This is a genomic window from Pseudomonas sp. Eth.TT006 (assembly GCF_054456575.1).
Map to the genome: position 1 here is coordinate 1 of NZ_JBTJEN010000029.1, position 23629 is coordinate 23629.

The window sequence follows — 23629 nt, forward strand, 5'->3', positions numbered from 1 at the left end:
CTCCTACAGGGGAAGGTGCAAAAACAACAAACCCGGCACTTGGCCGGGTCTGTCGTTTCTGCTCGCGCGGTTACTTCGCGGTCGCAGGCACCGCAGTCTGCGCACCACGCTTGTTCTTGATCACGTAGCAGACCCACATGAACACCACCCACACCGGAATCGCGTACACCGAGATCTGGATGCCCGGGATCAGCAGCATCACGCCCAGAATGAACACCACGAACGCCAGGCAGACATAGTTGCCGTACGGGTACCACAGCGCCTTGAACAGCGGCGTCTGGCGGGTCTTGTTCATGTGCTGGCGGAACTTGAAGTGCGAGAAGCTGATCATCGCCCAGTTGATCACCAGAGTCGCGACCACCAGCGACATCAGCAACTCCAGCGCCTGCTGCGGGATCAGGTAGTTGAGCAGCACGGCCACCAGTGTCACGGCTGCCGAGGCGAGGATCGACCGCACCGGCACGCCACGCTTGTCGATTTTCGCCAGACCTTTCGGCGCATCACCCTGCTCGGCCATGCCCAGCAGCATGCGACTGTTGCAGTAGGTGCCGCTGTTGTACACCGATAGCGCCGCGGTCAGCACCACGAAGTTGAGGATGTGCGCAGCTGTGTTGCTGCCGAGCATCGAGAACACCTGCACGAACGGGCTGCCGCTGTACGAATCGCCGGATGCATTGAGGGTCGTCAGCAGGCTGTCCCATGGGGTCAGCGACAGCAGGATCACCAGCGCGCCGATGTAGAAAATCAGGATCCGGTAGATCACCTGGTTGATCGCTTTCGGGATCACGGTCTTCGGCTTGTCGGCTTCAGCGGCAGTGAAACCGAGCATTTCCAGACCGCCGAAGGAGAACATGATGATCGCCATGGCCATCACCAGACCGCTGACGCCATTGGGGAAGAACCCGCCGTGCGACCACAGGTTGCTGACCGAGGCTTGCGGGCCGCCGTGACCGCTGACCAGCAGGTAGCTGCCCAGGGCGATCATGCCGACGATCGCCACGACCTTGATGATCGCGAACCAGAATTCGGCTTCACCGAAAACTTTGACGTTGGCCAGGTTGATCGCGTTGATCAGTACGAAGAAGGCCGCAGCGGTGACCCAGGTCGGGATGTCCGGCGCCCAGTAGTGGATGTACTTGCCGACAGCGGTCAGCTCCGACATGCCCACCAGAATGTACAGAATCCAGCAGTTCCAGCCCGACAGGAAACCAGCGAAGCCGCCCCAGTACTTGTGCGCGAAATGGCTGAAGGAACCGGCCACCGGCTCTTCAACAATCATTTCGCCGAGCTGGCGCATGATCATGAAGGCGATGAAGCCGCAGATGGCGTAGCCAAGGATCATCGACGGGCCGGCGGATTTCAGCACCCCGGCCGAGCCCAGGAACAAGCCGGTACCGATCGCGCCACCGAGGGCGATCAGTTGAATGTGGCGATTTTTCAGGCCGCGTTTCAGCTCGCCTGACTGCGAGTTTTGTCCACTCATGAAAAAGGTCTCACGCAAGGTTTGATGATGTTCAGTAGACGTTGCTGCAAGGTTGCGATTTCAGACAACCCTGATCAAACCCCAGCGCAAGCACCAGGAATTCAGTGTTTTTACAACGGTCATGCGTCACCTGTTTGTTTTTATCTGTGACGAAATCGAACCCGACACGCTTGTGACGTGGCGGAGTGAACAAGGTGGATAGCCTTGATGTTTGCGCGATTACGCAGAGGGTCACAGTTAAAACGCGGCGCATTGTACACCGCTAACCCCCTGCTGCCAGACCCGCTGGATCAGCGTGGCCCTTGCCGGGATTGCGTGAGTCCGCCTCGGAATGCACGGGCGGCTGTAAAAATTGAGTCAGGCCTTTGCGGGCCATCGACAGGGACGAGGAAAAAACCGTCCCACGCAGAGAAGTGGAGATCGATCACGGCGTTCATTGCGCCTCCTTCTTGTTATGCGCCTGCACGACAGGCATGAGGCGCATCTCACCCTGCAAACGACGCTGAAACAAGCGCGCCAGAGCCTTGCAAGGCCCCGTCACGACCGGACTTCGGCAGGTTTTCCTTACAGGCTCGACAGAGGGGCGACTCCACTGGGTTTAACCATGGTTTTTGTAAACCTTTCTTTACGATGCGTAACGTATAATTTCCATTTGAGAAAAATCCGCAGGTCGTCTGCAAATTGACGGTAGCAAGCTTGCTAATTAATTGGCCGGCTTAGTTTTCTGTTTCCAAACAAGAAAAGTCCCAGCAAAAAACAGAATAAAAAGTTTATTTAAATTTTAAATAAATAATTTTTTGCATTCCAAAACGCCGTGAACTAGGTTTTTCACGTCTTGCCGGCCACCTCGACCGGCCAGTCAAAACCGTGAAAGTCATCTAGGAGATCGACCATGCAAGCACTGGAAAAAGACTTGGATACCGAACTGCAACTGGACGAATGGTTTGAAGCACCGACCCATGAGGCCGCCGTGGAAATGATGCAAGCCGACGCGGTCGTACCGTTCGGCACGGCGATGTGGCCACTGTAAGACATCCCCAGGCAGGCGCGAACCGGCCGGTCGCGCCTGCCGCTTTCTTCACGGTCAGTCAGGGAGGACACATGGATAAGCCCCGCGCGATCTCGCATTTCCTTTACTACCTCGAACATCACCCAGCCCTTGCCGGCCTTGAGTCGGCCAGGGTATTGCTCGGCCACACCGCCGATTACGAAGCGCTGACCGGCGCCATCGCCGAACAGGCCGGCGACCATCCGCGATTCAGCTTCAGCGCCCGCCGCCTGGACCTGGAAAGCACCGCAACCCTGACCGCAGCGATTGCCGACTGCGATCTGTACATTTTCTTCTACGACTCTTCCACACTGCCCAACCCACGCCCCGACGGCCCGGAATTTGTCCGCGCGCTGCAAGCGGTGATGGCGGAAAACTGGAAGAAGTCGCTGCTGTTCAAGGATTACGGCGACTATTTCTACGACACCTTCAGCGTCACCCCGCAGCGTATCGCCGGGCTCAACAGCCACTTGATCCAGCGCATGTCCCAGGCGACCACGCTGAGCTTCAAGGACGAGCACGGTTCCTGGTTCGAAACACCGCTGAGCAGCATCAAGAAGTGGACGGACATCAACGGCGTCGGCAACTTCGACCTGGCCCCCGGCGAAATCGCCACCCACAGCGAAGCCATCAACGGTCATGTGAAATTCAAGGGCACCTTCCTCAGCACCATCCCGTTTGCCCGCAAGTACGGCGTGCTCGAATCGCCGCTGGAACTGTGGATCGAGAACTCGACCATCAGCCGCATCGCCACCGATGTGCCGGGGCTGGAGCACGACTTCAACAAGTATCTGGAGGCCAATCCGTCGAACCGCCGTATCGAGGAACTGGGGATCGGCACCAATGAAGGGGTGAAGGATCTGTATGCGCGCAACGCCGGTTTCGAAGAACGCCACTGCGGCCTGCATCTGGGCCTCGGCGGCGGGGCCAAGGGCAGCCATCACCTGGACCTGATTTTCTCCGGCGGTGTGCTGGCACTGGATGACAAGCCGGTGTTTGATGGGCGGTTTGTTTTCTAGTCTGAAGGGTATGGATTGAAGCCGCTGGCCCCTTCGCGGGCAAGCCCGCTCCCACAGTGTCCGGTGCTGTTGCACACATCGCGCGAACACTTCAAAACCTGTGGGAGCGGGCTTGCCCGCGAAGAGGCCCGCCCAGACGCCAAATGACTTCCTCCAGGCGAAAAAAAACGCCAACCCTACGGTTGGCGTTTTTGCTTGAGCTTGAAGCTTGCCGCTAATAGCTCACAGCTGCCTTATTCCGGCTTTTTGCGACCAAACCCCGGACGCTGGCCAGAACCCGCCGGTGCGCCGCGGCGCTTGCCCGATGGCTGATCGCCGTCGACCAGTTTGATCCCCGGACGCTTCGGCGCCGGTCTGGCCGGACGCTTGTTGGTGGTGTCCGCCGGACGATCCGCCACTGGCGTACCACGACCGGCAGGAGCACCGCGCTCGCCACGCTCGGTACGACCGTTGGCCGGACGCGGTGCGCGCTCGCCGTCACGGGCAACCGGCTTGCGTCCCGGACGCTCGCCTTCGATCTGCGGCTCGCGGCTCGGACGTGGCCCGGTCGGCGCGCCAGCGGCTGGACGCAGGGTACGCACGCGTTCGGTCTTGGCCATCGGCCGCGACGATTTACGCTGCATACGCTCCAGCTTGTCCTTGCTCTTGGCGTTCAGTTGCGGCATTGCCACCGGCGTCAGGCCGACTTCGGCGCTCAGCACGTCGACTTCATACTGGCTCATTTCGCGCCAGCGGCCCATCGGCAGGTCGGAGTTGAGGAACACCGGACCGAAACGCACGCGCTTCAGACGGCTGACCACCACCCCCTGGGACTCCCACAGACGACGCACTTCACGGTTACGGCCTTCCATCACCACGCAGTGGTACCAGTGGTTGAAGCCTTCGCCGCCCGGTGCCTGCTGAATGTCGGTGAAACGCGCCGGGCCGTCTTCCAGCACCACGCCGGCCTTCAGGCGCTCGATCATTTCATCGTCGACTTCACCGCGTACACGAACAGCGTACTCGCGGTCCATCTCGTAAGACGGGTGCATCAGACGGTTGGCCAGTTCGCCGTCGGTGGTGAACATCAGCAGACCGGTGGTGTTGATGTCGAGACGACCGATGTTGATCCAGCGGCCCTCTTTCGGACGCGGCAGCTTGTCGAACACGGTCGGACGGCCTTCCGGGTCGTCACGGGTGCAGATCTCGCCATCCGGTTTGTTGTACATGATCACACGGCGGACCGACTCGGCAGCCTCTTCGCGCTTGATCACCTTGCCATCGATGGTAATGGCGTCGTGCATGTCGACGCGCAGGCCAAGGGTGGCGTCTTTGCCATTGACCTTGATCCGGCCCTGGCTGATCCAGGACTCCACGTCACGGCGCGAGCCGACGCCGATACGGGCGAGGACCTTCTGCAGTTTTTCGCCTGCTGGGCCGATTTCCTGGTCGTCTTGCTGATTGATGTCACTCATCTGGGCACCTCCCGGTGTGGTCTGTTCAGGCGGGCGCCTGAAGCTTTGAAAACGGTTTTCGGGCGAAGGGATCGCCGAAGGGTCGCGAATCATACGCGGATGTGCGTCATCGCGCATCAAAGACTAGCTGACAGATCGACAGTTATTTGTTTTTCCGCCGACCGGCGCCACCGAGTTTGATCAGGCGCAGCGCGGCTTCGGCCAGCACCGTGCGCTTGTCGTCCTTGTCGAGTTTCTTCCAGGCCCTGATTTCGCGCTTGCTGCGGCCGCAACCGAGACAGATGTCGTCGGTGAATTTGCAGAGGCTGATGCAGGGGTCTTTGGTTGAGCTCATCAACACCTCCTGGATGAACATGGCTCCCACAGGGGATTTTCAGTGTTCCCTGGATCGAGGTCAGTCCTCGAATTCGCGGCGTTCGGCCTCGATCGCTTCGGCCAGCGCGCGGGCTTCGGCTTCTTCTTCGCTCAGTTCGGGCTCTGGCGCCGGCTGTTCGAGCGCGGCGACAGCGGCGAGGAGTTTCTCCCGGGCTTCGGCGACGCCAAGAATGTCTTCTTCCGGTTCGGCCTCTGGCTCGGACTGGAGTTCAAGTTCAATCGCCGGTTCGGCGGTTTCAGGCTCAGACTCGAACCCGGTTTCAACCGTCGGTGTTTCGCCATCCGCCGCATCGCGCAACAGGTCATCGAAGTCGGTCTTGATCCCCTCCTCCATGCTGTCCAGCTCCAGCAGCAGGGTATGAAAGCTGGTTTCTTCCTTCGGCTCTTCCGGCTCGGCGCTGGCGTCGGCCAGTTCCTGCAGGCTCTGCGGAACTGGCGCGTCGTCGAACTCGAGCACCGGTTCGGCTTCCATCTCGCGCAGCTCGGCCAATGGCGGCAGGTCTTCGAGATTCTTCAGGTTGAAGTGATCGAGAAACGCCTTGGTGGTGGCGAACATCGCCGGTTTGCCCGGCACGTCGCGGTAGCCGACGATGCGGATCCACTCACGCTCGATCAGGGTCTTGACGATGTTGGTGTTGACCGCCACACCGCGCACATCTTCGATCTCGCCGCGGGTGATCGGTTGGCGATAGGCGATCAGCGCCATGGTTTCCAGCAGCGCCCGGGAATAACGCTGCGGGCGCTCTTCCCACAGGCGCCCGACCCACGGCGAAAACTTCTCACGGATCTGCAAGCGATAGCCGGAAGCGACTTCCTTGAGTTCGAACGCCCGCCCCTCGCAGGACTTGCCAAGCAGCGTCAGGGCTTTCTTGAAGACCGCAGGTTCCGGCCGTTCGCCCTCTTCGAACAGTTCGAAAAGGCGTTCAAGCGATTGCGGCTTTCCCGAGGCCAACAGAAAGGCTTCAAGCAGGGGTGCCAGCTCGCGGGGTTCAGTCAGGTTCATGGTTCGACTCGTTATTCGGCTCGGGCTCGCACGTGGATCGCGGCGAACGGCTCATTCTGCACCAGCTCGACCAAGGATTCCTTGACCAGTTCAAGGATTGCCATAAAGGTCACCACCACGCCGAGGCGGCCTTCTTCGGCGGTGAACAGCTCGACGAACGGCACAAAACCGCCGCCCTTGAGCCGTTCCAGCACATCGCTCATGCGCTCGCGGGTCGACAGCGCCTCGCGGCTGACTTGGTGACTTTCGAACATGTCGCCACGGCGCAGCACTTCGGCCATGGACATCAAAATCTCTTCCAGCGCGACATCCGGCAACAGCTTGCGCGCCCGGGCTTCCGGGGCGTCGAGCTTGGGTACGATCACATCGCGGCCCACCCGGCTCATGCCATCGATGCCTTCGGCGGCGGCCTTGAAGCGCTCGTATTCCTGCAGGCGGCGGATCAGTTCGGCGCGCGGGTCGTCTTCCTCGTCTTCGACGGTTTCGGCCCGGGGCAGAAGCATGCGCGACTTGATTTCGGCGAGCATCGCGGCCATCACCAGGTACTCGGCGGCGAGTTCCAGGCGCACCGACTGCATCAACTCGACATAGCCCATGTACTGCCGGGTGATTTCCGCCACCGGGATGTCGAGGATGTTGATGTTCTGTTTGCGGATCAGGTACAGCAGCAGGTCGAGCGGGCCTTCGAAGGCTTCGAGAAAGACTTCCAGCGCATCCGGCGGGATGTACAGGTCCAGCGGCATTTCGGTGACTGCCTGGCCATAGACCATGGCAAACGGCAGTTCCTGCTGGGCGCCGGCCTGGGGATCGACAACGGTCTCCACTGCGGACATTCAGGCCTCGACCATGAACGGCGTCGGATCGCCGCAACCGACACGGACCACTTCAGGGTCGTCGCCGGTCAGGTCGATCACGGTAGACGCCTTGATCCCGCCGAAACCGCCGTCGATGATCAGGTCCACCTGATGCTCGAGCATTTGCCGCATTTCGTACGGATCGCTCAGCGGGTCTTCATCGCCGGGCATGATCAGGGTCACGCTCATCAGCGGCTCGCCGAGCTCGGCCAGCAACGCCAGGGCAATCGGATGGCTCGGCACGCGCAGGCCGATGGTGCGTTTCTTCGGGTGCAGCAACAGGCGCGGCACTTCACGCGTGGCATTGAGAATAAAGGTGTAAGGGCCCGGCAAGTGCGCCTTGAGGATGCGGAAGGTGCCGGTGTCGATCTTGGCGTAGTTGCCCAGTTGCGACAGGTCGCTGCAGATCAGCGCAAAGTTGTGCTTCTCGTCGAGCTGACGCAGGCGTCGCACGCGCTCGATCGCGTTCTTGTCGCCGATCTGGCAACCGATCGCGTAGGAAGAGTCCGTGGGATAAATCACCACCCCGCCCTTGCGGATGATCTCGACCGCCTGTTTGATCAGGCGCGCTTGCGGGTTTTCCGGATGGATCTGGAAAAATTGACTCACGTTCTCTACCTGTTCAGACGGCGGCAATAGCTGTGTCATGTTTGAACCGACACCACAGGGGTGGAAGGTCCTCGGGAACCGGCCGGTACTGGCCAATCTCGGACCAGCCTCCAGGGCCATGGAAATCACTGCCGGCGCTGACCAGCAGACCGAACTCGCGGGCAAGAATAGCCAGGCTGCCCACCTGTTCCGCAGGTTGATGGCCATTGACCACTTCGATCGCATGCCCGCCCGCTTGAATATAGTCGGCAATCAGCTTGCGGCGCTTGCTGCGGGTGAAATCGTAGTGCCAGGGATGCGCCAGGCTGACCCAGGCACCGGCGGCACGCAGGGTCTCGACGGTTTCTTCCAGCGTCGGCCAGTGCTGCTTGACGTCACCCAGCTTGCCGGCACCGAGCCACTTGCGGAAGGCCTCGGCGCGATCCTTTACAAAACCTTCACGCACCATCCAGTCGGCGAAATGCGGACGGGCCGGGGCGTTGCCGCTGTCGCCCAGTTCCTGCTGGATCTGCCGGGCGCCATCGAGGGCACCGGGCATGCCCTTGAGGGAAAGCTTGCGGCTTATCTCTTGCGACCGCAGCCAGCGGCCATCGTGCAATCTGGCGATGGCCTCGACCAGTGGCGCGGCGTTGACGTCGAAGCCGTAGCCCAGCACATGAATGGTCGCGCCGCCCCAGGTGCAGGACAGTTCGACGCCATTGACCAGTTGCATGCCCAACTCATTGGCGGCCATGCGCGCTTCGGCGAGGCCTTCGAGGGTGTCATGATCGGTCAACGCCAGGACTCGCACGCCGTTTTCGAACGCACGCGCAACCAGAACCGCAGGCGCCAGGGCGCCATCGGAGGCCGTGCTGTGGCAGTGCAAATCAACATTCACAGGGAGTTGTAACCTCAAATCAGCTGGCGCTATCGCGCGCCCGTATGTTTGTTATTATGCCGCCACATCCAGCTTCTGGCTCTCACTGTGAAACAATTCATCGATTTCATCCCGCTTCTGCTGTTTTTCATCGTTTACAAACTTGATCCACGGGTGGTCGACGTTGCCGGCCACGAAGTCACTGTAGGCGGTATCTACAGCGCCACTGCGATGCTGATCATCAGCTCCCTGGTGGTCTACGGCGCGCTGTTCATCAAACAACGCAAGCTGGAAAAGAGCCAGTGGCTGACCCTGATCGCCTGCTTGGTGTTCGGCAGCCTGACCCTCGCCTTCCACAGCGAGACCTTCCTTAAATGGAAAGCCCCGGTGGTCAACTGGCTGTTCGCGCTGGCCTTCATCGGCAGCCACTTCATCGGTGACCGCCTGCTGATCAAACGCATCATGGGCCATGCGCTGAGCTTGCCGGATCCGGTCTGGACCCGGCTGAACATCGCCTGGATCGCCTTCTTCCTGTTCTGCGGCGCCGCCAACCTGTTCGTCGCGTTCACCTTCCAGAGCATCTGGGTCGACTTCAAGGTGTTCGGCAGTCTGGGCATGACCGTGCTGTTCCTGGTCGGTCAGGGCATCTACCTGTCGCGCCATCTGCACGACGCCGACACCACCACGCCAAAAACCGAGGACTGACATGCTCTACGCCATCATTGCCACCGACGTCGCCAACTCGCTCCAAGCCCGCCTCACCGCGCGCCCGGCCCACCTGGAACGCCTGCAAGTGCTCAAGGGCGAAGGCCGCATCGTGCTGGCCGGCCCGCACCCGGCGGTCGACAGCAATGATCCGGGCGCAGCGGGTTTCACCGGCAGCCTGATCGTCGCCGAATTCGACTCGCTGAGCGCCGCCCAGGCCTGGGCCGATGCCGACCCGTATATTGCCGCCGGGGTGTACGCCAACGTGATCGTCAAGCCGTTCAAGCAAGTCCTGCCGTAAGAGACGTTGCTGGAATGTGAGGGGCTTTGTGTGAGGGGATTTAGCGAAACGTCGCACCGCCCCGATGGGTTGCGAAGCAACCCTCAAGGCCATTCAATGCGGTGTGCCTGACACGCCGCATGTTCTGTTATTGGGACTGCTGCGCAGTCCATCGGGGATAAATCCCCTCGCCACAAAGCTCATTCGCCACATTCAATCCTTTCAAAGCACTGAACCTTCCCGGTTCATCGCGCTCTCAATCGCTCATTATTCTCGTTTGCCTGCCGACAACCTGCCCAATATCCATTTGCTAGCAGGAATCGCAATGCGCAAAGGTCCGTTGTGTCTGATGTGGGTCACGTTGTCGATCATGGCGCCCGCCCATGGTGAGGAAACCACCGACAGCGGCAGTTCCACGCCATTGTCGTTAAGCGCCGGCAGTCAGATTACCGAGTTGCAGCAACGCCTGAAGGCCAGTGAGCAGCAGCGGGAAGAACTGAACAAACAACTGCAAAATGCCGATAACACCCGCGAAAGCGCCCAGCTTGCCCGGTTGCGTCAGGAGAATCAGCGCCTGAAGCTGCAACTCAAGGAAGCCCAGGCCAGCCCGTTGCCGCGACTGTTGACCGAACAGCAGCAATGGTTCGTCACCGGCGCCGGGGTAGCGCTATTGGCGCTGCTGTGCGGTATCTTTGCCAGTGGAGCAGGCCGAAAACGTCGGCAATGGCTAAATTGAGTGAGTCATGAGCGAGCTGTTACTGATTGATGATGACCAGGAGTTGTGCGAACTCCTGAGTAGCTGGCTGAGCCAGGAAGGCTTCCAGGTGCGCGCCTGCCACGATGGCCAGAGCGCGCGCAAGGCCTTGGCCGAATCGGCGCCCGCCGCCGTGGTGCTGGACGTGATGCTGCCCGATGGCAGCGGTCTGGAGCTGCTCAAGCAATTGCGCAATGATCACGCCGATCTGCCGGTGCTGATGCTTTCGGCCCGGGGCGAACCGCTGGACCGCATTCTCGGTCTGGAACTGGGTGCCGACGATTACCTGGCCAAGCCCTGCGATCCGCGTGAACTCACTGCGCGCCTGCGCGCCGTACTGCGCCGCAGTCATCCGGCCGCCGTGTCGACGCAGCTCGAACTCGGCGACCTGAGTTTCAGCCCGGTGCGCGGCGTGGTCAGCATCGACGAGAAAGAACTGACCCTCACCGTGTCCGAAAGCCGTTTGCTCGAAGCCCTGCTCAAGCAGCCCGGCGAGCCGCTGGACAAACAGGAACTGGCGCAACTGGCCCTCGGTCGCAAGTTGACCCTGTACGACCGCAGCCTGGACATGCACGTCAGCAACCTGCGCAAGAAGATCGGCCCGCACCCCGACGGCCGCCCGCGCATCGTCGCCCTGCGCAGCCGTGGTTACTACTACAGCCTCTGAAGACACCTCGCTCGCTGTAGGAGCTGCCGAAGGCTGCGATCTTTGCTTTTGAAGATCAAAAGATCGCAGCCTTCGGCAGCTCCTACAGGGGATCCGTGTAAGGCTTAAAACAACGCGTCTTTACCCAAGCTTTACCCAGCGCTGACCGCCGCTGACCTTGATCTCCGTAATCTGAACTCATCCGGAACGTACCGGGAACGAGACAAGGAGATACACCATGCGCAAGACTCTTATCGCTCTGATGTTCGCAGCCGCCCTGCCGACCGTCGCCATGGCCATGCCACAGGATGGTGGCCCGCTGGGTGGTCCGCTCGACGGCCCGCGCCACGGCGGTCAGATGCACGGCGAGCACGGCAAAGGCCCGTACAGCCAGCTCGACCTGACCCGCGAACAACGCGATCAGATCCGCAAGATCATGGGCGAGCAGATGCACGAACGTCGCCAGGTGGTCGAGAAGTACCTGGAAAAACTCTCGCCGGCTGACCAGAAAGCCATGAAGGACGAAATCGCGGCCAACCACAAGAAAGCCGAAACCGATGTGCGCAACCTGCTGAAGCCGGATCAACAGAAGAAATTCGACGAGATCCAGAAGAAACAGGCCGAACGCCGCGCCGAATGGGCCGAGTTCAAGGCGTGGAAAGCGCAACAGCCGCAAAAAGCGCAATAATGTTTTAATCACGGACCCGACGGCTCACCCCGTCGGGCCTGTTGCCACTCAATCCAAATGTGGGAGCGGGCTTGCTCGCGAATGCGATGTGTCAGTCAACATTACTTTGTCTGATATACCGCATTCGCGAGCAAGCCCGCTCCCACATTGTTGAGTTTTTGTTTGATTGAGGATTTTCTGTGCGTTCATTGTTCTGGCGTATTCTCGCGAGTTTCTGGCTGGCCATCGCTCTGGTGGCCGGGTTGTCCATTCTGCTCGGGCACATGCTCAACCAGGACGCATGGATTCTCAGCCGCCATCCGGGCCTCAACACCTTGGCCGCCGAATGGACGCAAACCTACGAAGCCCAGGGCGAAGACGCCGCGCAAGACATCCTCGAACAGCGCAAACGCCAGTATCACATCGACGTCCAGGTGCTCAACGAGAGCGGCGACCCGGTGGTACGCGGCACCTTCCCGCGCCGCGCCGCCGCGTTCGAAGCACGGCAGAACAACGACGACCGGCGCCTGCCATGGCGGCGTCTGACTGATGAATTCACCAGCGAAAAAACCGGCGACACCTACCTGTTCATCTACCGCATTCCGCACCCGGAACTCGACGCCTGGCACCGCGAAAGCCTGCTCTGGCCGCTGAGTGCGCTGGGTATCGCGCTGGTGGTGCTGACCCTGTTCAGCCTGCTGGTGACCTTCTCCATCACCCGCCCGCTCAGCCGTTTGCGCGGCGCGGTGCATGATCTGGGGCAGACCACCTACCAGCAGAACAGCCTGGCGAAACTGGCCAACCGGCGCGACGAGTTCGGCGTGCTGGCCAACGACTTCAACCGCATGGGCGCCCGCCTGCAAAGCCTGATCGGCAGCCAGCGCCAACTGCTACGCGATGTCTCCCACGAATTGCGCTCACCGCTGGCCCGGCTGCGCATTGCGCTGGCCCTGGCAGAGCGCGCCAGCCCGGAAGAACGGGAAAAACTCTGGCCGCGCCTGACCCGCGAATGTGATCGCCTCGAAGCGTTGATCAGCGAAATTCTGGTACTGGCGCGGGTCGATGCCGACAACGCCAGTGCCGAAGCGGTTGACCTGAACGCCTTGCTCGGTACCTTGCAGAAAGATGCGCAGCTCGCCTCGCCGGAGCAGACCGTGCACCTCAATGCCGAGCCCCAACTGCACCTGACCGGCTGGCCAACCATGATCGAGCGCGCCGTCGACAACCTGCTGCGCAACGCCCAACGCTTCAACCCCGAGGGGCAGGCGATCGAGATGCAGGCTTTGCGTCAGGGCGAAAAAATCATCGTGAGCGTGCGCGACCACGGGCCAGGCGTTGAGGCCGAGCATCTGAGCCAGTTGGGCGAGCCGTTTTATCGAGCGCCGGGGCAGACGGCGGCGGGACATGGTCTGGGCCTGGCGATTGCCAAGCGCGCGGCGGAGCGACATGGCGGCAGTTTGACGTTGGCCAATCATCCTGAGGGCGGGTTTATTGCCAGCCTGGAATTGCCGCTGGTGCCCGGCGCCGTTGTGCAGCCTTAAAAGCTACCCTCACCCCAGCCCTCTCCCGGAGGGAGAGGGAGCCGACCGAGGTGGCTGGCGATCTACATCGACCGGGCAAACCGTGTCGATTATGGATTCTGAATCGGTCATCAACCCGGTATTCGAATTGAACCGAGGTCGATTCTGGATTCAACGAAGAGCGTTCAGGTCGGCGTATCTCTACAGCATCCCCCAATCAGTCCCCTCTCCCTCCGGGAGAGGGTTAGGGTGAGGGGCTTTTGATTTTCAGGCCTTACCCGGCCAGGCGCTGACGAACTCGGCCAGATCCACCTTCTCCGCCACCCGCGGCTCTTTCTGCGGCGTGCCGAGGTAAAGAAACGCAATCACCTCTTCGCCTTCCGCCAGGCCCAACCCTTGGGCTACATGCTTCGAATACGCCAGATCACCCGTACGCCACACCGCACCAATCCCCTGCGCATACGCGGCCAGCAAAATCCCATGAGCGGCGCATCCCGCCGCCAGCAGTTGCTCGGCCTTCGGATACTTGACGTGGTCCTGCAGTCTGGCGATCACCACCACCACCAGCGGCGCCCGCAGCGGGCCGTTGCGCGCCTTGTCGATCATCGCTTCGGTAACTTCACCGTCCTGCATCTGTGCGGCTTGCGCCAGCAGCTCGCCCATTTGCTCGCGGGCCGCGCCTTCGACGGTGAGGAACCGGTACGGCTGCAAGTGGCCGTGATCCGGCGCACGCAGGGCTGCAGCGAACAGGGCTTCGCGCTGCTCGGCGGTAGGCGCCGGTTCGACCAGACGGGGAACGGAAACACGGTTGAGCAACGCGTCGAGAGCCTGCATCGGCCACCTCCTGAAAAAAATGTGTGGCTATTCTAGCTGCATCTGCCAGCGGCATGCCGGTTTACATGCCCTGCCTCACGGGTAGAATGGCGCCCTTCCCCCTTCAGCCCGAGCGGACTTCATGGCGTTGCCGACCTTACGGATCATTGGTTTCATCATCGGCATCTTCCTGATTACCCTGGCCGTCGCCATGGTCGTGCCGATGGCCACCCTGGTGATTTTCGAGCGCACCCGCGACCTGCCGTCGTTCCTCTGGGCGAGCATGATCACCTTCCTCGCCGGCCTCGCGCTGGTGATTCCGGGGCGCCCCGAACATATTCACCTGCGCCCGCGCGACATGTACCTGCTGACCGTCAGCAGCTGGCTGGTGGTGTGCATCTTCGCTGCGCTGCCGTTTCTGCTGACCCAGCACATCAGCTACACCGACTCGTTCTTCGAAAGCATGTCCGGCATCACCGCCACCGGCTCGACCGTGCTCAACGGGCTGGACACAATGTCCCCCGGCATTCTGATGTGGCGCTCGCTGCTGCACTGGATCGGCGGCATCGGCTTTATCGGTATGGCGGTGGCGATTCTGCCGCTGCTACGCATCGGCGGCATGCGCCTGTTCCAGACCGAGTCCTCCGACCGTTCGGAAAAGGTCATGCCGCGTTCGCACATGGTGGCGCGGCTGATCGTGGCGGCGTACGTCGGCATTACCATTCTCGGCAGCCTGGCGTTCTGGTGGGCCGGGATGAGCCCGTTCGATGCGATCAACCACGCGATGTCGGCGATTTCCACCGGCGGTTTTTCTACCTCCGACCAGTCGCTGGCGAAGTGGACGCAACCGGCGGTGCACTGGGTGGCGGTGGTGATCATGATCCTCGGCAGCCTGCCGTTCACCCTGTACGTGGCAACCTTGCGCGGCAACCGCAAGGCGCTGATCAGGGATCAACAGGTGCAAGGCCTGATCGGCATGTTGCTGGTGACCTGGCTGGTGCTCGGCACCTGGTACTGGTGGACCACCAACCTGCATTGGCTGGACGCGCTGCGGCACGTGGCGCTGAACGTGACGTCGGTGGTCACCACCACCGGTTTCGCCCTCGGCGATTACAGCCTGTGGGGCAACTTCTCGCTGATGCTGTTTTTCTATCTGGGCTTTGTCGGCGGCTGCTCCGGCTCGACGGCGGGCGGGATCAAGATTTTCCGGTTCCAGGTCGCCTACATCCTGCTCAAGGCCAACCTCAATCAACTGATTCACCCGCGCGCGGTGATCAAGCAGAAGTACAACGGCCACCGGCTCGACGAAGAGATCGTGCGTTCGATTCTGACCTTTTCGTTCTTCTTCGCCATCACTATTTGCGTGATCGCTCTGCTGCTGTCGCTGCTCGGCGTCGACTGGATGACTGCGCTGACCGGCGCCGCCAGCACCGTTTCCGGTGTCGGCCCGGGCCTGGGCGAGACCATCGGCCCGGCGGGCAACTTCGCCAGTCTGCCGGACGCCGCCAAGTGGATTCTGTCGTTCGGCATGCTGCTCGGCCGACTGGAGATCATTACGGTGTTTGTGCTGTGTATTCCGGCCTTTTGGCGTCACTGACCGGGGTCTGCAACAGCCGCGCCCGGTAATCGCCGGGCGTGGTGTCGAACCAGCGGCGGAACGCGCGGAAGAAGTTGCTCGGATCGGCAAACCCCAACAGATAGGCAATCTCCAGCAAGGTCATGCCCGGCTGCGCAAGGTACTGCTCGGCCAGTTCGCGGCGGGTGTCGTCGAGCAGTTGCTGAAAACTCGTGCCTTCCTCCTGCAAGCGCCGCTGCAGGGTGCGCTGCGACAGGTGCAGGGTCTGCGCCACGGTATCGCGCTTGGGTTCGCCCTGAGGCAGCAAACGGCACAACACCTGGCGCGCCTTGTGGGTTACCCGGCTTTCGGAAAACCGCGCCAGGTATTCCCCGGCAAAGCGGTCGTGCAACAGCGCCATGGCCTCGTTGGCGGTGGGCAGCGGCGCTTCCATGTCGGCACATTCGAAGATCAACGCATCGTACGGCGCGTTGAACATCAGCGGCGCATGGAAGGCCTCTCTGTAGGGTTGCAGGTTGTCCGGTTCGTCGCCCTGAAACAACACTTTGACCGGGTGCAGTGTGCGCCCGCTCAGCCAGCCGCACAGCCCGAGTGCGCAGGCCAGTGAGGCTTCGGCGCTCTGCCGGGTCGGTGGCAGATGATCGCCGTGCACCGTCAGGATCAGCGCATAGCCTTCTTCGAGCAGACGAAAACTCAGGTCGGCGCTTTCGGCGATGATTCGCTGATAACGCACCAGTCGTTGAAAACCTTCGGCCAGGGTGTTGCTCGACATCAGCGCGTAGCCGGCGACATGGAACGAGGCCGGGCGCACCACCTTGCCCATGTTCAGGCCGATCGCCGGGTTACCGGACAGCTCGACCGCGCGTTGCCACAGACGGGTCATGGAATCTTGCGGGAAGCGCGCATCCGGGTCTTCCAGGGCGGCGTAATCGAGCCCCAGTTGCTTGAACAGTACCCGGCAATCCAGGCCGTCCATTTCCAGCGCTTTGACAATCCCCATCGCCCAGCTTGCAGAAGTCGTACGTTCGCTCATGGCGTTATTCTTTTTACATGATGGGTCGCATGAAACGACCCGATTTGCGAAGGATACTAAAGTGGCGCCCATTGTCACTGGCTGATACCAGTGTTCACTCTAGACTCAAATAAGCTGCCCGCCGAACAACTTGCCGTCAGAACAATAACCACAGAGATCGCAGTCGTGGAAAACATCAAGCCATTCAACAGCTTCGCCGACTTCTATCCGTATTACCTCAGCGAACACAGCAACAGTACTTGCCGCCGCTTGCACTTTGTCGGCACGTCGCTGGTGATTTTCATTCTGGCCATGACCATCGCCAATGGCGCCTGGCTGCTGTTGCTCGCATTGCCGCTGGCCGGCTACAGCTTTGCCTGGATCGGGCACTTTTTCTTCGAAAAGAATCGCCCCGCCACGTTCCAGCATCCGTTCTACAGCCTGCTCGGCGACTTCGTCATGTACCGCGACATGATCCTCGGTCGCGTCGGATTCTGAACAAGGGTCAGCCTATGAATGCCAATGCCCGTTTCACCCACATGCAGGACGGCACGCAGGAAGACTGGGCGATCATCGCCGCCGACTTCAGCGCCTACGCCCGACAACTGCCATCGCGGATCGTCGCGCACCTGAAGTTGCTCGCAGGCGACTTCGGCGGTTTCCCGGTGGATCGCCTGACCCACTCGCTGCAAACCGCGACCCGCGCCTACCGCGACGGGCGCGACGAGGAATACGTGGTCTGCGCGCTGCTGCATGACATCGGCGACACCTTGGGTTCCTACAACCACCCGGACATCGCGGCGGCAATTCTCAAGCCGTTCGTCAGTGCCGAGAACCTGTGGATGGTCGAGAAGCACGGGATCTTTCAGGGCTATTACTTTTTTCATCACCTGGGCATGGATCGGCATTTGCGTGAGCAATTCGCCGGGCATCCGCAGTATCAGGCGACGGTGGAGTTTTGCGCCAAATACGATGCGGCGGCGTTTGACCCGACCTATGAGAGTCTGCCGCTGAGCTTTTTCGAGCCGCTGCTGGAGCGGCTGTTTGCGCAGCCGAAGCAGTCGATTTACAAGGCGGCGATGGAAGACCACTCGCCGGCCTAAGAGCAAAAGATCGCAGCCTTCGGCAGCTCCTACAGGGAAGTGCATTCCAATGTAGGAGCTGCCGAAGGCTGCGATCTTTTGCTTTTATGCCATCTCGGCGACCTTGGCTGCCTTGAGCTGCGCCTCGCGCGCTTGGGCATCCGCCAGGCGATACAGCTCGATGGTGCCATCCCAGTGCTCGATCAACGCCGTGCACGACTCCACCCAATCGCCGCAGTTGAGGTAATCCACCTCGCCGACCTTGCGGATTTCGGCATGGTGAATGTGCCCGCAGACCACGCCATGCAGCTCGCGTTTGACGCACTCGTGGGCGATGGCTTCTTCGAAGTCGCTGATGAAGCTGACGGCAGTTTTAACCTTGTGCTTCAGATACGCCGAGAGCGACCAATAGCCATAGCCGTATCTGGCCCGCCATTGATTGAGCCAACGGTTCAACGTGAGGGTGAATTCGTAGGCCGAATCGCCAAGAAACGCCAGCCAGCGGTGATATCGGGTAATCACATCGAACTGGTCGCCGTGAATCACCAGCAGGTGGCGGCCATCGGCGGTGACGTGTACGGCCTCGTCAACCAACTGAATGTTGCCGAGAATCAGCTTCGAATAACGCCGCAGAAACTCGTCATGGTTGCCGGTGACGTAGATCACCTCGGTGCCGCGCTTGCTCATGGTCAGCAGGCGGCGGATCACGTTGGTGTGCGCCTGCGGCCAGTACATGCCGCCGCGCAGCTTCCAGCCGTCGATGATGTCGCCCACCAGATAAATCTTGTCGGCGTGGTAGCCCTTGAGAAATTGCGACAGGTGCTCGGCCTGGCAATCCCGCGTGCCCAGGTGCACGTCGGAAATCCACAGGGTACGCACCCGTTGTTTACGACTGGGTCTGGCGAGCTCGGCGCTGGTCATGGGCAACCCTCTGCGATGTTTTCACCAGCCTGCGCCCGCCCGGTGAATCGAGCATGACAGGCATGCGTCAGTCGTGTGACAGCGTGTTATGGCGCGCTGGCGTGTAGACTGGCAGCCACAATGAATGCCTGTGGCAAAGGCGCCTGCTGCGCAAGAGCAAAGGGCCGCTTCGCGCCCCAGCGGGAGCCAGCTCTCTCGCCACAGATGTGCTTTGCCCGGAGATTGCCATGCACCCGATCCTGACGCTGCGCCACTACACCCACGACCTGATCGTCCACAGCCACGACCACGCGCAACTGGTGTTCGGGCTATCCGGCGCGCTGGATTTCGAGGTCGAGGGCCGTGGCAGTCAGGTGCGTCAGCAGAGTTTCGTGGTGGTGCCGGCCGGCGCGCATCACGCCTGCGGCAGTCCCGATGGCAGTCGTTGTCTGGTGCTGGACGTGCCGGACGGGCAATGGCTCAACGATTCGCTGGGCGAGCATGCCGAGGCCAGTCAACGCTTGCTCGATCAGCCTGCACGGTTGTCACTGGATGCCGGGCAAAGCCAATTGGTCAGTTGGCTGGCGAACAGCCCGGTCAGCGATCCGTTGATTGCGCGACAGGGCGCGGTGTTGCTCCTGGCCAGCCTGAATCATGCGCGCCCCGCCGAACTTGCCGCGCGCCGTCTGCCCTACGCGGCTCTCGATGCGCACATCGAGCAACACGCGGCCTATCCGCTGCAAGTGGCCGACCTGGCGCAGATCGCCGGGCTGTCCAGCGCGCGCCTGCATGCGCGGTTCATGGCCGAATGCGGGCAGACGCCGATGGACTACATTCGCAGCCGACGCCTGCACAAGGCGGTCAGCCTGCTGCGCGAAACCGTGTTGCCGATTGGCGAGATCGCCAGTCGGGTCGGTTACAGCTCGCAAAGTGCCTTTTCCGCCGCCGTGCTGCGCGAGTTCGGCGCCTCGCCGGGCCAGTTGCGCCGCGATTCCGGCGACAAACAACGCTAGTCTGCCGACAGACTTCTGCGCCACAACACGCTTCAATACGCGTACCCCTGTAGGAGCTGCCGCAGGCTGCGATCTTTTGATCTTGGCTTGATCCTTCCCACGCTCCGCGTGGGAACGTAGCGCATGACGCTCCGCATCACTGGACGCAGAGCGTCCGTTGAGGCATTCCCACGCAGAGCGTGGGAACGATCAAGATCAAAAGATCGCAGCCTGCGGCAGCTCCTACATTTGAATTGTGTCTGGATTAAGGATTGCAATGACTCCGCGTACCGCCCTCGGCGCCCTGCATATCGGCGCTCTGATGTTCGGCCTGACCGGTGTGTTCGGCAAACTGGCTGCCGCTTCGCCAGCGGTGATCGTCTTCGGACGCGCCGCGTTTGCCGTGCTCGCCCTGGCCTTTTTTGCCCGCTTCGCCAGCCAGCACGGCTGGCAGAAATTGCAGGCGGTCGATTGGCGACGCCTGGCACTCAGCGGCGTATTGCTGGCCGGGCACTGGGTGAGTTTTTTCCTTGCGGTGAAGGTGGCCGGGGTGGCGATTGCAACGCTGGGTTTTGCCAGTTTTCCGGCATTCACGGTGCTGCTCGAAGGGCTGATCTTTCGCGAGCGCATCCGCGCCAATGAAATCGTGCTGGTACTGCTGGTCAGCGTCGGTCTGATATTGGTGACGCCGACATTCGACCTCGCCAGCGGCGCTACCACCGGACTGTTGTGGGCGGTGCTGTCGGGCCTGCTGTTCGCCCTGCTCTCACTGACCAACCGCGCCAGCTCCGGACGGATTCCTGCGGTGCAGGCCGCGCTGTGCCAGAACGTAGTGGTGGCGTTGTGTCTGCTGCCGGTTGCCGCGCCGCAACTGAGCGAAGTCCGAGGCCTCGATTGGCTGTGGATCGCCTTGCTCGGGGTGTTCTGCACCGGTGTCGCCCACAGTCTGTTTGTCGCCAGTCTGGCGGTGATCAAGGCGCGCACCGCCGCGGTGGTGTTCGCCATGGAGCCGGTTTACGGCATCACCATCGCCTGGCTGCTGTTCGACGAAAACCCGACGGCGCGCATGCTGATCGGTGGCGCGCTGATCATTGTCGCCATCGTGGTCTCGGCGCGGATGTCAGGCAGCGCCGACCGCAAAACCGTCGCCGCCGAGGCCGCGTCTCACTGAGTGCGGTCGTTGTGGCCGAGGTCGCGCTCGGGGTCGATCCGGTCGCGCACCCGCTGCTTGAGCACCTTGGCCTCAGGAAAACCACCGTCCGCCTTGCGCTCCCAGATCTGCACGTCGTCGCAACTGATGTGAAACACCCCGCCGGTGCCGGGCACCAGCGAGACCTTGCCGAGGTCGTCGCCAAAGGTGCTTAGTAGCTCCTGCGCCAGCCACGCGGCGCGCAGCAGCCACTGGCATTGGGTGCAATAGGTGATGGTGATTTCCGCTTTGGCGACAGACATGTTCGCTGAAACTCCTGAGACAGAGGGCGCCGCTATAATAGCCGGCTTTATCGCTTGCCCCGAGACTCGTCATGCGCCGTTTGCTGTTCTGCCTGCTACTGGGCTTCCTGCCGTTTTTTGCTGATATCAGCGCTCACGCCGCCGAAGCGCCGCGACCGAAAGTCGGCCTGGTGCTGTCCGGCGGTGCCGCCCGTGGCCTGGCGCACATCGGCGTGCTCAAGGCACTGGAGGAGCAAGGCATCAAGATCGATGCGATTGCCGGCACCAGCATGGGCGCGGTGGTCGGCGGCCTGTATGCCTCGGGTTACAAGATCGATGAACTGGAAAAACTCGCGCTGAACATCGACTGGCAGCAAGCGCTGTCGGATGCCCCGCCCCGGGAAGACGTGCCGTTTCGGCGCAAGCAGGACGACCGCGACTTCCTGGTGAAACAGCAACTGAGCTTTCGCGATGACGGCAGCCTCGGCCTGCCGCTGGGAGTGATTCAGGGTCAGAATCTGGCATTGATGCTGGAAAGCCTGCTGGCGCATACCAGCGATACCCGCGACTTCGACAAGCTGCCGATCCCGTTCCGCGCCGTCGCTACCGACATCGCCAACGGCGAAAAAGTGGTGTTCCGCAAAGGCCACCTGCCACAGGTGATCCGCGCCAGCATGTCGATCCCGGCGGTGTTCGCCCCGGTCGAACTTGATGGGCGGCTGCTGGTGGACGGTGGCATGACCGACAACATCCCGCTCGATGTCGCGCGGGAAATGGGCGTCGACGTGGCGATCGTGGTCGACATCGGCACCCCGCTGCGCAACCGCAAGCAACTGAGCACGGTGGTCGATGTGCTGAACCAGTCGATCACCCTGATGACCCGGCGCAACTCCGAAGAACAACTGGCTGCTCTCAAGCCCTCGGACGTGCTGATCCAGCCGGCGCTGGCGGCCTTCGGCGTCACCGACTTCGGCAAGGCTCAGGAAATGATCGACGCCGGTTACCGCGCCACGCGAATTCTCGATACGCGGCTCGCCCGGCTCAAACCCGACGAATCCCAGGACGCCGAACTCAACGCCGCGCGCGCTCCGGGGCAGCGCACGCCGATCATCACCGCGATCAAGGTCGAAAACGATTCGAAAGTCGGCGACGAGGTGATCCGCTACTACATCCGCCAGCCGATCGGTGAGCCGCTGGACCTCGGCCGCCTGCACTCGGACATGGGCACGCTGTACGGCCTGGATTACTTTGAACAGGTGCAATACCGCGTGGTACACAAGGGTCAGGATCACACGCTGGTGATCAGCGCGCGGGGCAAGCGCAGTGGCACCGATTACCTGCGCGTCGGCCTCAACCTGTCGGACGACATGCGCGGCGACAGCGCCTTCAACCTCGGCGCCAGCTATCGGATCAACGGCATCAACCGCCTCGGTGCCGAATGGCTGACCCGCGCGCAAATTGGCGACAAACAGGAGCTCTACACCGAGTTCTATCAGCCGCTGGACGTCGGCTCGCGCTACTTCGTCGCCCCGTACGCCGCGTTTGAAGCGCAAAACGTCGAGTCGATACTCGACAACGATCCGATCGCCCAATACCGCGTCGAGCGCTACGGTTTCGGCCTCAACCTCGGCCGGCAGATCGGCAACAACGGCGAAATCCGTTTCGGGGTCGGCGAGGCCTGGGGCAAGGCCGATGTGCGCATCGGCGATCAGAACCTGCCAAGCGAAAACTTCACCGAAGGCTTCTATTCGCTGAAGTATTCGTTCGACTCGCTGGACAACGTCTACTTCCCCCATGAGGGCAAGGACGTCAGCCTGACCCTGATGCAATTCGAACCGGGTCTGGGTTCGGATACGCGCTACCGGCAGTGGGAATTCAAACTCGACAAAGCCATGAGCCGTGGCCCGGACACGCTGATTCTCGGTGGGCGTTATGGCCGCACGCTGGACGACGCCAATGTGGTGACGTCGAGCTTCCTGCTCGGCGGTGCGCGGCAACTGTCGGGCTTTCGCGAAGACTCGGTCTCCGGGCAGAACGTCAGCCTGATGCGCGCGGTGTATTACCGCCGCCTGACGCCGCGTTCGTACCTGCCGCTGGACTTCCCGCTGTACGCCGGCGCCTCGCTGGAACGCGGCCGGGCCTGGAACAACGATAACGAATTCGACAGCGGCTACATCAACGCCGCCAGCGTGTTCATCGGGTTCGATACGCCGCTGGGGCCGTTGAATTTCACTTATGGCTTGAATGATGCGGATGAACAGGCGGTGTATCTGAATCTGGGGCAGACGTTCTGACCCGGCTTCAGTTTTGTGTTGAATGACAGGACGCCTTCGCGAGCAAGCCCGCTCCCACATTGGAATGCATTTCTCCCTGTGGGAGACGTTCTGACCCGGCTTCGGATTTGTGCTGACTGACAGGACGCCTTCGCGAGCAAGCCCGCTCCCACATTGGAATGCATTTCTCCCTGTGGGAGACATTCTGACCCGGCTTCGGATTTGTGCTGACTGACAGGACGCCTTCGCGAGCAAGCCCGTTCCCACATTGGAATGC

25 protein-coding genes are annotated in these 23629 nt (G+C 61.4%); 14 read left to right on the plus strand and 11 right to left on the minus strand.

Annotated features, from left to right (window positions below; all coding sequences use genetic code 11):
• Positions 1-70: 70 nt before the first annotated feature.
• A complete protein-coding gene (locus ACXR0M_RS26585) occupies positions 71-1483 on the minus strand; it encodes an amino acid permease (RefSeq protein WP_458834586.1) in 1413 nt (470 codons plus the stop codon).
• Between the two features lie 892 nt (positions 1484-2375).
• On the opposite strand from ACXR0M_RS26585, the gene ACXR0M_RS26590 reads away from it, so the two are divergent.
• Together ACXR0M_RS26590 and ACXR0M_RS26595 are read left to right on the plus strand one after the other, a co-directional pair.
• Positions 2376-2513, plus strand: coding sequence for a hypothetical protein (locus ACXR0M_RS26590; protein WP_003222780.1), 138 nt, complete (start codon positions 2376-2378; stop codon positions 2511-2513).
• 71 nt (positions 2514-2584) lie between these two features.
• Entirely contained in the window at positions 2585-3550 is a 966-nt protein-coding gene (locus ACXR0M_RS26595) for a M29 family metallopeptidase (protein ID WP_458834587.1), read from the plus strand.
• Positions 3551-3783: 233 nt separating this feature from the next.
• Here ACXR0M_RS26595 and rluB read toward each other — a convergent pair whose 3' ends face one another.
• The 6 genes from rluB to ACXR0M_RS26625 form a co-directional block, all read right to left on the minus strand.
• Positions 3784-5004 carry a 23S rRNA pseudouridine(2605) synthase RluB gene (gene rluB / locus ACXR0M_RS26600; RefSeq protein WP_458834588.1) on the minus strand — a complete coding sequence of 407 codons (1221 nt, stop codon included), beginning with the start codon at positions 5002-5004 and terminating at the stop codon, positions 3784-3786.
• A gap of 142 nt (positions 5005-5146) precedes the next feature.
• Positions 5147-5338: a DUF1289 domain-containing protein gene (locus tag ACXR0M_RS26605; protein WP_458834589.1), complete on the minus strand. Its 192-nt coding sequence runs from the start codon at positions 5336-5338 to the stop codon at positions 5147-5149.
• 60 nt (positions 5339-5398) lie between these two features.
• Entirely contained in the window at positions 5399-6382 is a 984-nt protein-coding gene (scpB, locus tag ACXR0M_RS26610; RefSeq protein ID WP_458834590.1) for an SMC-Scp complex subunit ScpB, read from the minus strand.
• 11 nt (positions 6383-6393) lie between these two features.
• A complete protein-coding gene (locus ACXR0M_RS26615; RefSeq protein WP_458834612.1) occupies positions 6394-7092 on the minus strand; it encodes a segregation and condensation protein A in 699 nt (232 codons plus the stop codon).
• Positions 7093-7215: 123 nt separating this feature from the next.
• Positions 7216-7845 carry an L-threonylcarbamoyladenylate synthase gene (locus ACXR0M_RS26620; RefSeq protein WP_458834591.1) on the minus strand — a complete coding sequence of 210 codons (630 nt, stop codon included), beginning with the start codon at positions 7843-7845 and terminating at the stop codon, positions 7216-7218.
• Between the two features lie 13 nt (positions 7846-7858).
• Positions 7859-8722 carry a PHP domain-containing protein gene (locus ACXR0M_RS26625; protein WP_458834592.1) on the minus strand — a complete coding sequence of 288 codons (864 nt, stop codon included), beginning with the start codon at positions 8720-8722 and terminating at the stop codon, positions 7859-7861.
• Between the two features lie 87 nt (positions 8723-8809).
• Here ACXR0M_RS26625 and ACXR0M_RS26630 point away from each other — a divergent pair, with 87 nt between their 5' ends.
• The 6 genes from ACXR0M_RS26630 (at position 8810) to ACXR0M_RS26655 (ending at position 13294) form a co-directional block, all read left to right on the plus strand.
• Complete coding sequence (locus ACXR0M_RS26630) at positions 8810-9406, plus strand: septation protein A (RefSeq protein ID WP_458834593.1); 597 nt, start codon at positions 8810-8812, stop codon at positions 9404-9406.
• Between the two features lies 1 nt (position 9407).
• Complete coding sequence (locus ACXR0M_RS26635) at positions 9408-9707, plus strand: YciI family protein (RefSeq protein WP_458834594.1); 300 nt, start codon at positions 9408-9410, stop codon at positions 9705-9707.
• A 304-nt stretch (positions 9708-10011) separates the two neighbouring features.
• Positions 10012-10422 (plus strand): translation initiation factor 2, encoded by a 411-nt coding sequence (locus ACXR0M_RS26640; RefSeq protein WP_458834595.1) that lies wholly within the window; start codon positions 10012-10014, stop codon positions 10420-10422.
• 7 nt (positions 10423-10429) lie between these two features.
• The gene (locus tag ACXR0M_RS26645; RefSeq protein WP_458834596.1) at positions 10430-11107 is read left to right on the plus strand and encodes a response regulator transcription factor; all 678 of its coding nucleotides are present in this window, start codon (positions 10430-10432) and stop codon (positions 11105-11107) included.
• 217 nt (positions 11108-11324) lie between these two features.
• Positions 11325-11774 (plus strand): LTXXQ domain protein, encoded by a 450-nt coding sequence (locus tag ACXR0M_RS26650; protein ID WP_458834597.1) that lies wholly within the window; start codon positions 11325-11327, stop codon positions 11772-11774.
• Between the two features lie 179 nt (positions 11775-11953).
• Positions 11954-13294 carry a sensor histidine kinase gene (locus ACXR0M_RS26655; RefSeq protein ID WP_458834598.1) on the plus strand — a complete coding sequence of 447 codons (1341 nt, stop codon included), beginning with the start codon at positions 11954-11956 and terminating at the stop codon, positions 13292-13294.
• 246 nt (positions 13295-13540) lie between these two features.
• Here ACXR0M_RS26655 and ACXR0M_RS26660 read toward each other — a convergent pair whose 3' ends face one another.
• The gene (locus tag ACXR0M_RS26660) at positions 13541-14107 is read right to left on the minus strand and encodes a nitroreductase family protein (RefSeq protein ID WP_458834599.1); all 567 of its coding nucleotides are present in this window, start codon (positions 14105-14107) and stop codon (positions 13541-13543) included.
• Between the two features lie 121 nt (positions 14108-14228).
• Between ACXR0M_RS26660 and ACXR0M_RS26665 the strand changes: the two genes are divergently transcribed.
• The gene (locus ACXR0M_RS26665; protein ID WP_458834600.1) at positions 14229-15683 is read left to right on the plus strand and encodes a TrkH family potassium uptake protein; all 1455 of its coding nucleotides are present in this window, start codon (positions 14229-14231) and stop codon (positions 15681-15683) included.
• Here ACXR0M_RS26665 and ACXR0M_RS26670 read toward each other — a convergent pair.
• On the minus strand, positions 15640-16695 hold the full coding sequence (locus ACXR0M_RS26670) for an AraC family transcriptional regulator (RefSeq protein WP_458834601.1): 1056 nt from the start codon (positions 16693-16695) through the stop codon (positions 15640-15642). The genes ACXR0M_RS26665 and ACXR0M_RS26670 overlap by 44 nt on opposite strands.
• A gap of 165 nt (positions 16696-16860) precedes the next feature.
• Here ACXR0M_RS26670 and ACXR0M_RS26675 point away from each other — a divergent pair, with 165 nt between their 5' ends.
• Together ACXR0M_RS26675 and ACXR0M_RS26680 are read left to right on the plus strand one after the other, a co-directional pair.
• On the plus strand, positions 16861-17172 hold the full coding sequence (locus tag ACXR0M_RS26675) for an Mpo1-like protein (protein WP_458834602.1): 312 nt from the start codon (positions 16861-16863) through the stop codon (positions 17170-17172).
• A gap of 14 nt (positions 17173-17186) precedes the next feature.
• Complete coding sequence (locus ACXR0M_RS26680) at positions 17187-17777, plus strand: HD domain-containing protein (protein WP_458834603.1); 591 nt, start codon at positions 17187-17189, stop codon at positions 17775-17777.
• Positions 17778-17861: 84 nt separating this feature from the next.
• Here the strand turns inward: ACXR0M_RS26680 and ACXR0M_RS26685 are convergent, their stop codons facing one another.
• Positions 17862-18677 carry a UDP-2,3-diacylglucosamine diphosphatase gene (locus ACXR0M_RS26685; RefSeq protein WP_458834604.1) on the minus strand — a complete coding sequence of 272 codons (816 nt, stop codon included), beginning with the start codon at positions 18675-18677 and terminating at the stop codon, positions 17862-17864.
• Positions 18678-18904: 227 nt separating this feature from the next.
• On the opposite strand from ACXR0M_RS26685, the gene ACXR0M_RS26690 reads away from it, so the two are divergent.
• A complete protein-coding gene (locus ACXR0M_RS26690) occupies positions 18905-19669 on the plus strand; it encodes an AraC family transcriptional regulator (protein WP_458834605.1) in 765 nt (254 codons plus the stop codon).
• Between the two features lie 256 nt (positions 19670-19925).
• Positions 19926-20819 carry a DMT family transporter gene (locus ACXR0M_RS26695; protein ID WP_458834606.1) on the plus strand — a complete coding sequence of 298 codons (894 nt, stop codon included), beginning with the start codon at positions 19926-19928 and terminating at the stop codon, positions 20817-20819.
• Here the strand turns inward: ACXR0M_RS26695 and ACXR0M_RS26700 are convergent.
• On the minus strand, positions 20813-21100 hold the full coding sequence (locus ACXR0M_RS26700) for an Rdx family protein (protein WP_458834607.1): 288 nt from the start codon (positions 21098-21100) through the stop codon (positions 20813-20815). The genes ACXR0M_RS26695 and ACXR0M_RS26700 overlap by 7 nt on opposite strands.
• A 71-nt stretch (positions 21101-21171) precedes the next feature.
• On the opposite strand from ACXR0M_RS26700, the gene ACXR0M_RS26705 reads away from it, so the two are divergent.
• Complete coding sequence (locus ACXR0M_RS26705; protein WP_458834608.1) at positions 21172-23373, plus strand: patatin-like phospholipase family protein; 2202 nt, start codon at positions 21172-21174, stop codon at positions 23371-23373.
• Positions 23374-23629: the final 256 nt, after the last annotated feature.

Bases quoted from the DNA above. Each gene is read 5' to 3' on its own strand.
- ACXR0M_RS26585 (WP_458834586.1), bottom strand. From the start codon at position 1,483: ATGAGTGGACAAAACTCGCAGTCAGGCGAGCTGAAACGCGGCCTGAAA.
- ACXR0M_RS26590 (WP_003222780.1), top strand. From the start codon at position 2,376: ATGCAAGCACTGGAAAAAGACTTGGATACCGAACTGCAACTGGACGAA.
- ACXR0M_RS26595 (WP_458834587.1), top strand. From the start codon at position 2,585: ATGGATAAGCCCCGCGCGATCTCGCATTTCCTTTACTACCTCGAACAT.
- rluB (WP_458834588.1), bottom strand. From the start codon at position 5,004: ATGAGTGACATCAATCAGCAAGACGACCAGGAAATCGGCCCAGCAGGC.
- ACXR0M_RS26605 (WP_458834589.1), bottom strand. From the start codon at position 5,338: ATGAGCTCAACCAAAGACCCCTGCATCAGCCTCTGCAAATTCACCGAC.
- scpB (WP_458834590.1), bottom strand. From the start codon at position 6,382: ATGAACCTGACTGAACCCCGCGAGCTGGCACCCCTGCTTGAAGCCTTT.
- ACXR0M_RS26635 (WP_458834594.1), top strand. From the start codon at position 9,408: ATGCTCTACGCCATCATTGCCACCGACGTCGCCAACTCGCTCCAAGCC.
- ACXR0M_RS26640 (WP_458834595.1), top strand. From the start codon at position 10,012: ATGCGCAAAGGTCCGTTGTGTCTGATGTGGGTCACGTTGTCGATCATG.
- ACXR0M_RS26645 (WP_458834596.1), top strand. From the start codon at position 10,430: ATGAGCGAGCTGTTACTGATTGATGATGACCAGGAGTTGTGCGAACTC.
- ACXR0M_RS26650 (WP_458834597.1), top strand. From the start codon at position 11,325: ATGCGCAAGACTCTTATCGCTCTGATGTTCGCAGCCGCCCTGCCGACC.
- ACXR0M_RS26660 (WP_458834599.1), bottom strand. From the start codon at position 14,107: ATGCAGGCTCTCGACGCGTTGCTCAACCGTGTTTCCGTTCCCCGTCTG.
- ACXR0M_RS26665 (WP_458834600.1), top strand. From the start codon at position 14,229: ATGGCGTTGCCGACCTTACGGATCATTGGTTTCATCATCGGCATCTTC.
- ACXR0M_RS26670 (WP_458834601.1), bottom strand. From the start codon at position 16,695: ATGAGCGAACGTACGACTTCTGCAAGCTGGGCGATGGGGATTGTCAAA.
- ACXR0M_RS26680 (WP_458834603.1), top strand. From the start codon at position 17,187: ATGAATGCCAATGCCCGTTTCACCCACATGCAGGACGGCACGCAGGAA.
- ACXR0M_RS26685 (WP_458834604.1), bottom strand. From the start codon at position 18,677: ATGACCAGCGCCGAGCTCGCCAGACCCAGTCGTAAACAACGGGTGCGT.
- ACXR0M_RS26690 (WP_458834605.1), top strand. From the start codon at position 18,905: ATGCACCCGATCCTGACGCTGCGCCACTACACCCACGACCTGATCGTC.
- ACXR0M_RS26695 (WP_458834606.1), top strand. From the start codon at position 19,926: ATGACTCCGCGTACCGCCCTCGGCGCCCTGCATATCGGCGCTCTGATG.
- ACXR0M_RS26700 (WP_458834607.1), bottom strand. From the start codon at position 21,100: ATGTCTGTCGCCAAAGCGGAAATCACCATCACCTATTGCACCCAATGC.
- ACXR0M_RS26705 (WP_458834608.1), top strand. From the start codon at position 21,172: ATGCGCCGTTTGCTGTTCTGCCTGCTACTGGGCTTCCTGCCGTTTTTT.